This window comes from Providencia rettgeri, from assembly GCF_001874625.1.
Taxonomy (GTDB): domain Bacteria; phylum Pseudomonadota; class Gammaproteobacteria; order Enterobacterales; family Enterobacteriaceae; genus Providencia; species Providencia huashanensis.
In genome coordinates, this window is the sequence record NZ_CP017671.1 from 2,315,835 (window position 1) to 2,330,472 (window position 14,638).

General features: G+C 38.5%; 10 protein-coding genes. 6 read left to right on the forward strand and 4 right to left on the reverse strand.

The window, feature by feature from the left end; genetic code table 11:
- Positions 1 to 215: 215 nt before the first annotated feature.
- Together RB151_RS10685 and ydgH are read right to left on the reverse strand one after the other, a co-directional pair.
- The gene (locus tag RB151_RS10685) at positions 216 to 1,556 is read right to left on the reverse strand and encodes an amino acid permease (RefSeq protein WP_395346592.1); all 1,341 of its coding nucleotides are present in this window, start codon (positions 1,554 to 1,556) and stop codon (positions 216 to 218) included.
- 363 nt (positions 1,557 to 1,919) lie between these two features.
- On the reverse strand, positions 1,920 to 2,870 hold the full coding sequence (ydgH, locus tag RB151_RS10690) for a DUF1471 family protein YdgH (protein WP_071548056.1): 951 nt from the start codon (positions 2,868 to 2,870) through the stop codon (positions 1,920 to 1,922).
- A 385-nt stretch (positions 2,871 to 3,255) separates the two neighbouring features.
- On the opposite strand from ydgH, the gene pntA reads away from it, so the two are divergent.
- The 3 genes from pntA to RB151_RS10705 all read left to right on the forward strand — a co-directional run bounded on the left by pntA (position 3,256) and on the right by RB151_RS10705 (position 7,555).
- A complete protein-coding gene (gene pntA, locus RB151_RS10695) occupies positions 3,256 to 4,785 on the forward strand; it encodes a Re/Si-specific NAD(P)(+) transhydrogenase subunit alpha (protein ID WP_042843845.1) in 1,530 nt (509 codons plus the stop codon).
- A gap of 13 nt (positions 4,786 to 4,798) precedes the next feature.
- Complete coding sequence (gene pntB, locus RB151_RS10700) at positions 4,799 to 6,187, forward strand: Re/Si-specific NAD(P)(+) transhydrogenase subunit beta (protein WP_042844348.1); 1,389 nt, start codon at positions 4,799 to 4,801, stop codon at positions 6,185 to 6,187.
- A 354-nt stretch (positions 6,188 to 6,541) separates the two neighbouring features.
- Positions 6,542 to 7,555, forward strand: coding sequence for a hypothetical protein (locus tag RB151_RS10705; protein WP_071548057.1), 1,014 nt, complete (start codon positions 6,542 to 6,544; stop codon positions 7,553 to 7,555).
- Between the two features lie 286 nt (positions 7,556 to 7,841).
- Here the strand turns inward: RB151_RS10705 and uspE are convergent, their stop codons facing one another.
- Positions 7,842 to 8,789, reverse strand: coding sequence for a universal stress protein UspE (gene uspE / locus RB151_RS10710; protein ID WP_071548058.1), 948 nt, complete (start codon positions 8,787 to 8,789; stop codon positions 7,842 to 7,844).
- A 125-nt stretch (positions 8,790 to 8,914) separates the two neighbouring features.
- Complete coding sequence (locus RB151_RS10715) at positions 8,915 to 9,670, reverse strand: FNR family transcription factor (protein WP_042843842.1); 756 nt, start codon at positions 9,668 to 9,670, stop codon at positions 8,915 to 8,917.
- Positions 9,671 to 10,035: 365 nt separating this feature from the next.
- Here RB151_RS10715 and RB151_RS10720 point away from each other — a divergent pair, with 365 nt between their 5' ends.
- The 3 genes from RB151_RS10720 (at position 10,036) to tyrP (ending at position 14,623) form a co-directional block, all read left to right on the forward strand.
- On the forward strand, positions 10,036 to 11,046 hold the full coding sequence (locus tag RB151_RS10720; protein ID WP_410054825.1) for an NAD(P)H-quinone oxidoreductase: 1,011 nt from the start codon (positions 10,036 to 10,038) through the stop codon (positions 11,044 to 11,046).
- 406 nt (positions 11,047 to 11,452) lie between these two features.
- Entirely contained in the window at positions 11,453 to 13,393 is a 1,941-nt protein-coding gene (locus RB151_RS10725) for a pyridoxal phosphate-dependent decarboxylase family protein (protein ID WP_071548060.1), read from the forward strand.
- An 81-nt stretch (positions 13,394 to 13,474) separates the two neighbouring features.
- The gene (tyrP, locus tag RB151_RS10730; RefSeq protein WP_230232918.1) at positions 13,475 to 14,623 is read left to right on the forward strand and encodes a tyrosine transporter TyrP; all 1,149 of its coding nucleotides are present in this window, start codon (positions 13,475 to 13,477) and stop codon (positions 14,621 to 14,623) included.
- Positions 14,624 to 14,638 lie beyond the last annotated feature (15 nt).

The window sequence follows — 14,638 nt, forward strand, 5'->3', positions numbered from 1 at the left end:
TTTCACCCTGATTTAGTTACAACATACTGTAAGAATTACATCCAATTAGCCACTGTGTTCTTACAAAATAAACATTTAACTAGGTTGAAATTGAAAACAAAGAGAGGGGGGGAGATAACGAAAAAAGATGATTTATACAGTGAGAATGATGAGCCTATATGGTCAAAGAAGGTAGGCTTAATAATATTAGACTAAGCCTACCTAAATGATGGACGCTATGCGAGTAAATAATAGAGTGCGGGTATTGCTGCGACAGCAATAGCATAAGCCATGATTATTTCTATCGTTTTTAATGGGGCCTTATTGGTCTGTTGTTGGCGTGCATAGAAAAAGACTAGAATGCCAGGGGCATATAGCACCACAGATAATAGCAAGTTAATTAAACCTGATGCATAAAGTAACCATAAACCATAGATGCTGGCAATAAATCCGACGGCAAGTAATGCTTTGTTATGGCGCTCAAATGCAACCTTCATCAAAAATGCGCCAACCAAGAAATAAGGCACTAAAATCATTTCAGAGGCAATTGTTAGCAATGTATTATAATTGCTACCACTGAGCCAAATTAAAACCAGTGAGAGCTGTACCGCACCGTTGGTTAGCCATAATGATGAAGATGGGGCATCATTTTTATTTAATTTATTGAAAATTTTAGGGAATGACTGGTATTGAGCCGCAATATAAGGTACTTCTGCAGCCATGATTGTCCAGCTTAAATAAGCACCGCATACCGAAATAATTAACCCAGCAGCAATGATGATATCACCACTTGAGCCCATTAAATTAACCATCAAAGCCGCCATTGATGGGTTTTTGATTTCTGCAAGTTCAGCGCGAGGCATAATACCGAGTGATAGTAGGGTAACAAGGATATAGATGATTAGTGCTGAGCTAACCGCAAAGACTGTTGCTAAACCAACATCTCTGCGATTTTTTGCGCGTGCAGAAACAACTACAGCACCTTCAATACCAATAAATACCCAAAGGGTAATTAGCATAGTATCTTTGACTTGTTCCCAAACCGGCATTTTTAGGTCTATTCCGCTGAAATCTGCATTAAAGATATCTAATTTAAATGCAAAAAACGCCAAGACAATAAACAAGCCAAGGGGAACTAATTTAGCCATTGTTGCTAATTTATTGATGCCGGCGGCGGTTTGTACGCCTCGTAGAACTAAATAATGAACAAACCACAATAGTATTGATTCACCTATCAATGCCTGCCAGGTATTTCCATCACCAAAAATAATGTTATCAGGGGTATCAGTAAAGAAGCTGATCGCCGCAAAAACAATAACGAGATAGGACACGTTTGCTACAACGGCACAGAGCCAATAACCCCACGCAGAACAAAACCCGATGAGTTCACCAAAGCCAACTTTTGCATAGGTAAAAATGCCGCCATCTAGATCAGGGCGTATTCGAGACAATAGTAATAGAGCAAATGCGAGAAATAAGATCCCAACACCTGTAATAGACCAACCAATGATTAAAGCGAGTGGACTAGCCACTTCGGCCATATTTTGCGGAAGGCTAAATACACCAGCACCAACCATTGAACTAAGAACAAGGGCGGTTAGTGCAGTAAGGCTCAATGTATTTTTCAAAGTAAATCCTGAGTGTTTAGCAATCAAAAGTTAAAATGACGTTAAAACGTCATTGCAGTAATGAGTTTAACTGGCAGGTTTAAATAATCTAGTGACTTTGACTGCCGTAATTTAAGTTGTGGGATTCTACGAATGAAATGGCCGATATGCAATGGGAAAGTATGCATTTTATTGGATGATTTATTCACTTTTATGTTAATGATGAAAAAGTATCAGAAGAAAGAGGTAAAGATGGGGTTTCAAGCATTTTGAGTTATTAAAATAAAAAAACCAGCCTAGATAATTAGACTGGTTTTTTAGAGACGTTATTTATTACTTAAATAAATCGGCACTAATGGTGACACTTCCACCGTTAGATTGCCATTCTCTTGTAATATGGAAATATTTGGCACCTTTCGCTTCAGCACGTTTTGCAATTTGATAACGTACTTCTGGTGTATTTGTGTAGTAACCAGAGAAGGTGATTGAATCAAATGGAACCATTTGTGCAGCAGCTGTTTTATTGACTTCTTCAATTACATAGCCACTTGGTAGTGTTACACTTGTTCGACCAGGTTGGCTGCTAGAAGTTTCAAAGAAACGACCTACCGCTGTTGTGGGTTCTTCGGATGAAGCAACACCAGGTATTCTTACCTTTTTAGCCGCTTCACCACCTTCAGCGAGCAGCGCTCGACCTGCATCTGAATCAGCGGGAACAACAGCATCTTCATTGAGAACTTGCCGTTTTGGTGCATCTTTTTTATAGATGTACGCGGTTGCTAAGGTATTACCACCATCGTTCATTGCAATATTACGTACGACATAGAATGATGCTGCATTCTTTTCGAGCGCTTTTTTTGCAATAGCTTCGTAAAGGTCAGGTTGAGAAGGGTAAAAACCGCTAACTGTAACAGTATCGAAAGGTTCGTACTGTGCAGCGTCAGTTTTAGTCATTTCTTCAACACCGCCAAAGACACGACGTTTTGGTTCGTCGACTTTAGGTGCATCTTTCGCGTAGACATCCGCAACAACACGCATGTTGCCGCTATCACCTACATCATCAAGGCTTTGAATGTAAAAGGCATACGCCCCCATTTTATCAGCCCTACGGGAGACTGCATCGGATGCTTCATAGATAGCATTAAAGCGCCCGGTAACTGTTATACGCTCATAAGGTTTTAATTCAGTAGCCTGTTTTGGCGTCAATTCAACAGCCGCCTGAGTAGCAGTTATACTAGTTAATGATAACACCGCGGCTGCGATGACCGTAGTTTTCAGCTTCATACAAAATCCTTCCGCCTTGCGCAATTTATTATAAAAGTGCTGAATCTTAGTTGTATCACATGTACGTGATTATTACACGTAACTGAACCTGTTGTCTCATGATTTTCTTTTTATAAGAAATAAATAATTATTGACTAGTTAAATTTACCAGATTTTTTAAAGTATCCAGTATTTTATTGACCTAAAACTAAGATTTTCACTGCGAATTCCATTTACTGTCTAAGAATCGTGATCAATTATGGATCAAGAAGCATATTTTCAGTAGGTTATTAGAACATTAAAAATCTGTTTATACACAAAATAAGACTTTTCTCTGTGATGATGGTCATTATTTTAGCAAACATTCAATCAACAACATTACTTTAGGCTTTAAAAAGGGAACATTATGCGTATTGGTATACCAAGAGAACGACTTGCCAATGAAGCGCGTGTTGCTGCTACACCTTCAACAGTGACTCAACTAGTAAAGTTGGGTTTTTCTGTCTGTGTAGAACAAGACGCAGGGCACTTAGCGAGTTTTGATGATGTAGCATACGAGCAGGTAGGTGCAGAAATAGTTGATCGTGACACTGCATTTGCAGCTGATATTGTTTTTAAAGTCAACGCTCCACTGGAAGATGAAATACCGTTATTAAAAGAGGGAGCGACACTGGTGAGCTTTATTTGGCCAGCTCAAAATGCTGCGCTAATGGATGCTCTAAAAGCGCGTAATATTAATGTGATGGCTATGGATGCAGTCCCTCGTATTTCAAGAGCACAATCACTTGATGCGCTAAGCTCAATGGCAAATATTGCCGGTTATCGTGCGATTGTTGAAGCTGCCCATGAATTTGGTCGCTTTTTTACTGGTCAAATTACCGCAGCAGGTAAGGTTCCGCCAGCAAAAGTCATGGTCATCGGGGCTGGGGTTGCTGGGCTTGCGGCTATTGGCGCGGCTGGCAGCCTTGGTGCGATTGTTCGTGCATTCGACACTCGCCCAGAGGTGAAAGAGCAAGTCCAAAGTATGGGCGCTGAGTTCCTTGAATTGGACTTTAAAGAAGAAGCTGGAAGCGGCGATGGTTATGCGAAAGTGATGTCAGAAGCCTTTATCAAGGCTGAGATGGAATTATTCGCGGCTCAAGCTAAAGACGTGGATATTATTGTCACTACCGCTCTGATCCCTGGAAAACCTGCTCCTAAATTGATTACTAAAGAAATGGTCGAATCAATGAAGCCGGGAAGTGTGGTTGTGGATTTAGCCGCACAAACGGGGGGGAACTGTGAGTTAACTCAAGCTGATAAGCTAGTTGTTACCGATAATGGTGTGAAAATTATTGGTTACACAGATTTACCAAGCCGCCTACCAACACAATCATCACAGTTATATGGTACTAACCTTGTTAACTTAATGAAATTATTGTGTAAAGATAAAAATGGTGAAATTGATATCGATTTCGACGACCTCGTTATTCGTGGTGTAACGGTGATCAAACAAGGGGAAATCACTTGGCCAGCACCTCCAATTCAGGTATCTGCTCAACCGCAGGCGAAGCCGCAACCAGTTGAAAAGGTTAAAGCGCCTGAGAAAAAGATGTCGCCAGTGGTGAAATATGGCTTGATGGCATTAGCAATTGTATTATTTGGTTGGTTTGCCAATTCAGCGCCAAAAGAGTTTTTATCACACTTCACGGTATTTGCACTTGCTTGTGTTGTAGGTTATTACGTGGTTTGGAATGTGACTCATGCATTACATACGCCATTAATGTCAGTCACGAATGCAATCTCAGGGATTATTGTTGTCGGTGCCTTACTCCAAATAGGGAGTGGTGGCTGGGTAAGCTTCTTATCCTTTATTGCCATATTGATAGCAAGTATCAATATTTTCGGTGGGTTCACAGTAACTCAACGCATGTTAAAAATGTTTCGTAAAGGATAAGGGGTAACTTATGTTGTCAAGTGGAATTGTGACAGCGGCTTACATTGTTGCTGCTATCCTATTTATTTTTAGCCTTGCGGGGCTATCGCGCCATGAAAGTTCTCAAAGAGGGAACACTTATGGCATCGTGGGGATGGCTATCGCACTCGTTGCTACCATATTAGGTCCCCATAGCGCAAATGTGGGCTGGATGATCGTTGCCATGGTGATTGGTGCCGTGATTGGAGTCCGTTTAGCAAAAAAAGTTGAAATGACGGAAATGCCTGAACTGGTGGCTATTTTACATAGCTTTGTTGGTTTAGCTGCGGTACTAGTCGGTTTCAATAGCTTTATCGCAAGTGAAGCACATGCTGATGTCGTAATGGAAAATATTCATTTAACTGAGGTTTTCTTAGGTATCTTTATCGGTGCGGTGACCTTTACGGGCTCGGTTGTGGCTTACGGCAAGTTGTCAGGCAAAATGTCATCTAAACCGATGATGTTGCCAAATAGACATAAACTTAACTTAGCGGCACTGGTTGTTTCATTTATTTTGTTAGTGATTTTCGTTAAGACCCAAAGCGTTGGTTTACAAGTGTTCTTAATGTTAATCATGACTGTGATCGCATTAGCTTTTGGTTGGCACTTGGTCGCCTCTATTGGTGGTGCTGATATGCCAGTCGTTGTTTCGATGCTTAACTCATACTCAGGTTGGGCAGCAGCGGCGGCAGGCTTTATGTTAAGTAATGACTTACTGATCGTAACTGGTGCATTGGTTGGTTCCTCAGGTGCAATTCTGTCTTATATTATGTGTAAGGCAATGAACCGCTCATTTATTAGTGTTATTGCGGGGGGGTTTGGTACCGATGGGTCATCGACTGGCTCTGAAGAAGAGATGGGCGAGTATCGTGAAACGTCAGCGGAAGAAGTCGCTGAAATGCTAAAAAACTCAACATCAGTGATCATCACTCCAGGTTATGGTATGGCTGTGGCGCAAGCTCAATATCCTGTTGCTGATATTACCACTAAGTTGCGGGAACGTGGGGTCAAAGTTCGTTTTGGTATCCACCCAGTTGCTGGGCGCTTACCAGGGCATATGAACGTATTATTGGCGGAAGCGAAAGTTCCTTACGATGTCGTATTAGAAATGGATGAAATTAATGACGATTTTTCTGATACCGATACTGTGCTAGTTATTGGTGCTAACGATACAGTTAACCCTGCGGCACAAGAGGACCCAAATAGCCCAATAGCTGGGATGCCAGTGCTTGAGGTTTGGAAAGCGAGTAATGTCATTGTATTCAAGCGTTCGATGAATACAGGTTATGCCGGTGTACAAAACCCATTATTCTTTAAAGAAAATACCCAAATGTTATTTGGTGATGCGAAAGATAGCGTTGATGCCATCTTACGTGCACTATAACTACTAAATAATTAAAGCGTTTAATTAATATGATGGGGCTATTGGTCGATACCAGTAGCCCCACTTTTATGGTGTTAAGCCTTGTTAATATATTAAGCATAAAACTGGATATGGCTTTATTAAATAAGGTATTAGATACATTATTTAACCTTAAAGTTTAGATGAAAAATAAAATCATACATCATCAAATGTCTTATTATCTATTTTAAATAATCATTCATTGTGATAATGGTATTTTTTTTATTGTTATTTTAATGCGCGTAATATACGAATATTAAATTTGTTTTTGGATATTTAATGTATTATTGTTTTTTCTGTCCTTACTTTTTTATTTTTTAAAAACGGAGTTTTAAAATGAAAAATGCTATGTTTGATAAAGCTACTCAGGCTAATTATATTATTGATTTAGAATGTTCCATAATTTCTACAAATAATAATATTTCATATGTGCGAGAAATAACTGAGATATATGAAAAATATATGGCAAAAAATGAGCCAGAACGCCAACGTATCTTGAAGGTAGACCTCCAAGGAAAGAGTAAAATACTTAAGCCTGAAGAATATAGATTAGTTAAGGAGTATCTTGAACAGATTGATAATCATTATAATGAATTAAATGGTAGCATAGATACTCATAATAAATTAATATCTGAAATAAGAGGTTATATTGATAATCCAGGCTCTCGAAAAAAGGCTGCTACTTCAATTTTGGAACGTTCTACAAAGCTAAAAGGGATGTTCGATAAGTTCGATAATATCCCTGCAATAGGGAGTGAATTACGAAAAATATTGCCTGACCTACCTCATGATGTTCAAAGGTATTTAATCAATGTGGAGCTTGAAGCTACACTTCTTTACCGTAAGCATGGGGAATTATTGTATAAGGCTAACAAAAATTATTCCGCGATAAATAACTATGAAAAAAATGGGGAATATACTGGGCCAAATCATCTTAGACATGTAAGTAATTTTGAAAGAGATATGGTGGAATTAAATGCTAATATTAGTAGATTAAATGAAGAATTAAATAGTAAAGAAATGACTGAGTTTGAGCGAGTAGAGCATAATCGAACTTTAGATACCAGAAAAAAAGTATTTAATCTGAAAACATCATATATTAATTTGGCTAATAAGGTTGTTAAGGATATAGATAATTATGAAAATAGCAATAAAGTTATTTCAGGTTTGGATAATAACATCACGTTTGGCGTAGTGAATAAAAATGATTTCATTGGTTTTTTAGAGAATAAATTAATTGATTGTGTTGTGATTTTTAATACAACTGATGCTGATGCGGCTTATGCTAAAACAGAGGAAATCAATAATACTATAAAATCCGCTCCTTTATTTGTGAAAATTTCTATGTAAAATATTTCCAAATCTGCTCAACTTTGAGCAAATTGTATTTTTTATGATGGTTTTAGCTTATTTAAATTGCTTTTACATCTTTATTATTCCCCCTGTTTTACAGGGGGATAATTTACTACTGATGACGACAAAATATTGAAAGATGGTTTTACAATATAAGCCTGAGATGAGGTAGAGCTTGATAGGTTTAATCAAGTCATTTACAACCCGATGAAACCTTGGCCGCTATTTAATGTAGAAATAAGTGTTAATAGGAACCCCCCATTAAAAATGGAGGGAAGTGAAATCAATCATCATCAGCTGCACTGATAGGACATACAAAGCCATCCGGTTTTATGGCTAATAAGTCACATTTGAGTTTATCAATCACATGCTCAGCTGTATTACCTAAAAAGGCAGCAGAAATCCCTGTACGGCCTAAAATCCCCAATACAACTACACCGGCGTGTAGTTCTTCACACATATCGGGAATTATTTTTTCAGGTAGCCCTTCACGGACATGAGTGTATTTTTCATCGATAGCAAACTTTTGGCGTAATTCCTTCATCGCGATTAGGTGTTGGCCTCGAAGAGCGTTATTGTATAGGCTAGGATCGAAATCCGGCAGCTCGATGGCGATATTCATCGGTGCAACAGGGTACGCGCTCACTAAATGAATCTCTTGTTCTTTAATGATACGGGTTGCTAAATCCCGAGTTTTTTCAACCAGTTTAATATTGAGATCGTCGTGGTAGGATTCTTCATTTGATAAGTTTACGGCCACTACAACTGAGCCATGATCAGGCCAAACTTTATCTTTTACCATCCAAACTGGCGCAGGGCATTTACGAAGTAGATGCCAGTCGAGTGGGGTAAAAATTATTGATTCAAAATTGTCGGTTTGATGTGCCATTTTCAGTAGCAGGTCGTGTTCTCCACTAATAACCTCTTGGATAATGGCCTCATATGGCTTGTTATGCCAAATAACTTTAATTTCAATATCAATCCCAGCTTCAAGGTAAAAATGGGCTTGTTGTTTAATCCAAGCCGCTTTTTGGCTAATGACCCCTTTACGCATTGCATTACGCTCTTCAGGGGAGAGTAATGTTGTCATATCATAGGAAAGATCATAGATAGGAAGAAACGCTTTTATCCGTCCACCATTACGCTGCACGATGTAGACAGCACGTCTTAATGCAGGTTGATCATCCTGATTTGGGTCAATTGTAACTAGCAGGTTTTTATAGTTTGCCATATTGAAATCCTCTCGATATACGGATACTTCCACATAGATAAACTATGATATTGGCATTAAATAGGCAAGAAATCTGGGAAAAAAAACGAAAACGGACCACTAAGAATGTGATCCGTTTAGGATGGTTAGCATGTAATAGCTGTAACTTTACCTGCAATATCAGTTAGCTTCGTCATATCTTCAATAGTAATGTACTTGCCTTTGACGCTAAGCATACCACTTTTTTGAAAACGACCTAAAAGACGGCTAATAGTTTCAACGGTTAGACCGAGATAATTACCAATATCACCACGAGTCATGGTTAGCCTAAATTCTCTTGGTGAAAAACCACGTTCTGCAAAACGATGAGATAAATTAAGAATAAATGCAGCTAATCGTTCTTCAGCATTTTTCTTGGACAGTAAAAGGATCATTTCCTGATCGCCTTTAATTTCACCGCTCATTAATCGCATAATTTGTTGACGTAAATTAGGCATTTTGCCTGATAAGTCATCTAATGTTTCAAATGGGATTTCACAAACCATTGAGGTTTCAAGTGCTTGTGCAAAACTTGGGTGCTGTGTATGAATAATGGCATCAAAACCAACAAGGTCACCAGCTAAGTGGAAACCGGTAATTTGCTCATCGCCTTCCTCAGTTATTGTGTAGCTTTTTATTGTACCGGAGCGAATGGCATATAATGAGCGCAACTCATCACCAGCTTTAAATAAAGCTTGGCCTTTTTGGATAGGCTTTTTGCGCTCGATGATATTATCAAGTTGATCCAGTTCATGTTCATTCAGTGTAAAAGGAATGCAAAGTTGGCTAATACTGCAGTCCTGACAATGAATAGCACAACCACCAGACTGGATGCGACGAACAACTCTTTTTTCTGGGATCATATTTAAGGCTCAATCAAGTTAAAATTATTGATATGCGTCAATTTTAACATAAGATAATGAGACTGGTAAGTAGTAATGTATGGCAGAATCGACTTAATAGATAAAAAAGCCAATTAGAGAGGAGCTAATTGTTAGCGTATTTAGACGTTAATGCTAAATTAAAGAAGATTATTAAAGATTAAATTTGATGTAGATTAAATTTTGACCTCTAAACAGTAAAAAAGGTGATTGCTATCACTTCGATAATAATTACTTAGAAATATGACTTTCAAGCTATAAATACTAAACTAATTAGCATTAATTTAACACAAAAATAAATTTATAAATATCAATTTTTCAACTTAACTTTAAGAAGGGAGATTATGATGATACACGCTCAACCATCTTTACCGACGACAATGACCGCTGTTGACATTATAGAACCTGGTGGGCCTGAAAAATTGCAATTAATAGAAAAACCACTACCAAGAATTTCTGCAGGTTATATGTTAGTAAAAGTCGAGGCCGCAGGGGTTAATCGACCGGATATTTTTCAAAGAAAAGGGGCTTATCCACCGCCTCCAGATGCATCGTCAATTATGGGGCTTGAAGTTGCTGGAACTGTTGTAGCTAAAGCTGATGACGTTGATGAGTGGCAATTAGGCGATAAGCTTTGTGCATTAGTCGCAGGTGGAGGGTATGCGCAATATTGCTTAGTACATAAGGACATAGCGTTGCCGCTAGGTTCATTATCTTTTATTGAAGGCGCCTGCATTCCAGAAAACTTTTTCACAGTTTGGGCCAATGTGTTCCAAATTGGTAAGTTAAAAAAAGATGAATCGGTACTTATTCATGGAGGAACATCCGGCATTGGTAGTGTTGCGATTATGTTAGCGAAAGCATTTGGTGCAGTAGTGATCACCACTGTTGGTTCAGAAGAAAAAGTTGACGCAGCCAAAAAGCTAGGAGCTGATTGTGTCATTAATTATAAAACCGATGATTTTGTTGAAGCGGCTTTAAATTACACCTTATCACGAGGGGTTGATATGGTGGTGGATATTATAGGCGGTGATTATGTCGAGAAAAACTATCAGGTAGCCGCTAAATTTGGCCGGATTATTCAAATTGGCATGATGAAAGGTAACCCTAAACAATTAAATATGATGCCGTTAATGGTAAAACGATTAGTTCATACAGGTTCAACAATGCGTTCCCGTTCAACTGAAGAAAAAGCATTGATTGCAACAGATCTTAAAACACAAGTATGGGATATGTTGCAAAAAGGTAAAATAAAACCAATTATTAACAAAGTGTACCAATTGACACAGGTAAAAGAAGCCCATCAATATATGGAATCTGGTGATTTGCTGGGTAAAATAGTTTTATTAAACAGTTAATTATTTGTTTTTTTTCTTGGCGTTTTCACTACTGGCTGATGGCATGTGTTAGTAGTGAAAGCACTTGTCATTTATAACAAATAATTTACACTATCAAGTCTTTTTACCGTAAATATCTCTTTACAGCTAAATAATTATTGATTTTTTGTCCCCGCCCACAATTTCGAACGAAATTCTTATTAGTTTATTAATAATTTAATAGGAATAGATTATATCTATAGATAAGTTGGCCATTAACGGTTTGTCTATCAATATTTTCTTGTTAAATGATATTTAAAAAATGTATATCATTAACATATTGATGTCTTTTAAACACACAGCCCGTTATGCACTTTCCAATGATATTAAGTTAATTAACTTAAAGACAATTAACGTAAGTTATTTGTAGTTTGAAGGTGTAGTAATAATGAATAATTTTAAAAATTCAAAAATGAATGTCGATGCCTTGTTCTTAGGCCCTAAATCAGAAAATGCGGTGTTTTTCAAAGAGATGATGGAGTATTCCATCACAGAGCACATGCATTGGCGTTCAGGATACCACCCTGAAGACCCTGACCTTATCTCTACTGTTGACCGGTATGCCCCTGAATATAGGGATACATTATACCGTACCGAGGGTATTCTTAACCAACTCTCTTCAAAGCTAAAAACAACATCTGTTCCTTGGTTTTCACCCCGTTATATGGGGCACATGAATGCCGATACACTGATGATCTCTAATCTCGCTTATGTGATGGCGATGATGTACAACCCCAATAACTGTGCACAAGAATCTTCACCTACAACAACGGTATTAGAAGTAGAAGCTGGTTTAGATTTATGCGCTATGTTTGGCTATGACGTACAACAAGCTTGGGGGCATATTACCTCTGGTGGTACGGTGGCCAATTATGAAGGGTTATGGGTGGCACGAAACATCAAAACGTTACCATTAGCTGTTGCGCAACACCCAGAAGCACAACATTTACTGAATGGTAAATCAGAAAAAGAATTACTGAATTTGCCGGTTAGTAAAATATTGGACTTAATTGATGAATTAAAAAAACGCCACATTTTTGAAGAGGTTCGTGATTTAACGTGCCGTGGTGTTGGTATTGAGCAAGGAAAATTAGGTAAATTATTAGTGCCGCAATCCAAGCATTATTCATGGATGAAAGCGATGGATATTCTTGGTTTAGGTCAACAGAACATCGTCCAGTTACCCGTCGATGAAAGTTACCGAACTGATGTACAAAAAATGCGTGAAACGGTCTTTTCATTGATAGAGCGGAGTGAACCGATCCTTGCTGTGGTTGCTGTTGTGGGTACAACAGAAACAGGATCAATTGATAACATTAAAGAAGTCATTAAGTTACGTGAGGAATGCGAACAGCGTTTCGGGGTTTCATTTTATGTGCATATTGATGCAGCTTATGCGGGGTATGCTTGTGCAATGTTCCGTGATGAAAATAATCAATTCATTGATTATGATGCACTAATTAAACGCTATCATAGTGAAGGGATATTCCCTAAAGAGATCGTTTGGCCGAAGCCTGAGGTATACGAGAGTTTTAAAGCACTAAACCAAGCCGACTCTATTACTGTTGACCCGCATAAAGTTGGTTTCATTCCTTATTCAGCTGGCGCTATTTGTATGAAAGATAAGCGCATTGTCGATTTGATTTCTTATCATGCTGCTTATGTATTTGAGGAAGTACAAGAAAAACAGCGTAAAACGGACAAAGTACAGAATGTGTTGCTTGGTTCTTCTATTATGGAAGGTTCAAAATCTGGGGCAACCGCAGCTGCGGTATGGGCGGCACATCGTTTAGTGCCGCTAAATCTTTTAGGCTATGGGAAGGTGATCGCGGCAGGAGTAACGACGGCTCATTGGATAATTCAGGAAATTAACCAATGTGAGCCATTTATTATTGGCGACCGTCAATTTTCAATTGCTGCAATGCCCGCACCTGATTTCCACATGGTGAATTTTATGTTCCGCGAATCAGGCAACACATCATTAGAAAAGCAAAACCAATTAAATAAACGGTTATATGAGCTGTGTTCGTATGCTTCAGGGCGCACTTATTCTAATGATTTTCTAACATCCTCAACTTCGTTAACTCATGAAGAATATGGAGATACTCCGTTAAAACTATGCCGAGACGCACATTTTTCAGATGAAGAGTGGCAGAAGGTCCGTTCAGTATATGTATTAAGGGCGGCAATTATGACTCACTGTTTACGAGATAAAGGGCATTTCGATAATTACTGGGCGGAATTAAAAAATATCTTTGCAGACAAGCTACAACAACTCGTTGATGAAGAAAATAAACTCAATCATTCCAATTATAAAATTAGTGTTTAATTGACTTGCTAGGATCTCAATATGAAAAATCGCACGCTTGGTAGTGTTTTTATTGTTGCAGGTACTACGATTGGCGCAGGTATGTTGGCTATGCCAATTGCAGCCGCTGGCAATGGTTTTATGGCCAGTTTAGCCATGCTATTAGTGTTATGGGCATTGATGTGTTACACCGCATTATTATTGGTTGAAGTTTATCAACATGAATCCCATGAAACGGGGATCGGGAGTGTTGCTCAGCGCTATTTAGGTTCAGGCGGTAAGTTTATTACCGGTTTTAGCATGATGTTTCTGATGTATGCTCTGACAGCAGCTTACGTTAGTGGTGCAGGGGAAATTATCACATCAAATTTAAACAGCAGTTTGGCCATTGAAATGGCTGATTGGATGGGGATCGTACTATTTACAGTAATCGGCGGCGGGGTAGTTTGTTTTGGCACGTCATCGGTAGATTTTATTAACCGTATATTGTTTACAGCAAAAATTGTATTTTTAGTGATTATTTTGGCGTTAATGATACCACATGTAGAACAGCAAAATTTGCTGTCGGCGCCGACTGAAAAGGTACTGATATTATCTGCTATTCCGGTATTTTTTACCTCTTTTGGCTTCCATGGTAGTGTGCCTAGTATTGTTAAATATATGGGAGGAGACGTAAAAAAATTACGGATCATATTTATCATTGGTAGTGCTATTCCTTTAATCGCTTATATCTTATGGCAAATAGCAACTCTTGGAAGTATAGGTACAACGACCTTCGTGGGTATTCTTGCTGAAAATGCAGGGTTAAACGGGCTGTTAGATGCTATTAAAAATGTAGCGCAATCTGAAAGAACCGAACTGGTTGCTCAAATGTTTATGAGTCTCGCTTTAGCAACGTCATTCCTCGGTGTTGCATTAGGGTTATTTGATTTCTTAGCGGATTTGTTCAAACGGCAAGATAACGCATCAGGGCGTTTACAAACCGGAATACTGACTTTTGCTCCACCACTAGTTTTTGCCTTGTTCTATCCGAAAGGGTTTGTGATGGCGTTAGGCTATGCCGCGATAGCACTTTCAATATTGGCGTTGTTATTACCTAGTGCGATGGCGTTTAAATCCAGAGCATTAAATCAACGTAAGTATCAAGTCTTAGGTGGCGGGTTAGGGTTATCACTGGTATTCATTTGTGGTATTATCGTTATAGGTGTTCAGTTAGGTATAGTTTTCAATATATTACCTAATATAGGCTAATTACCATTCTTATTG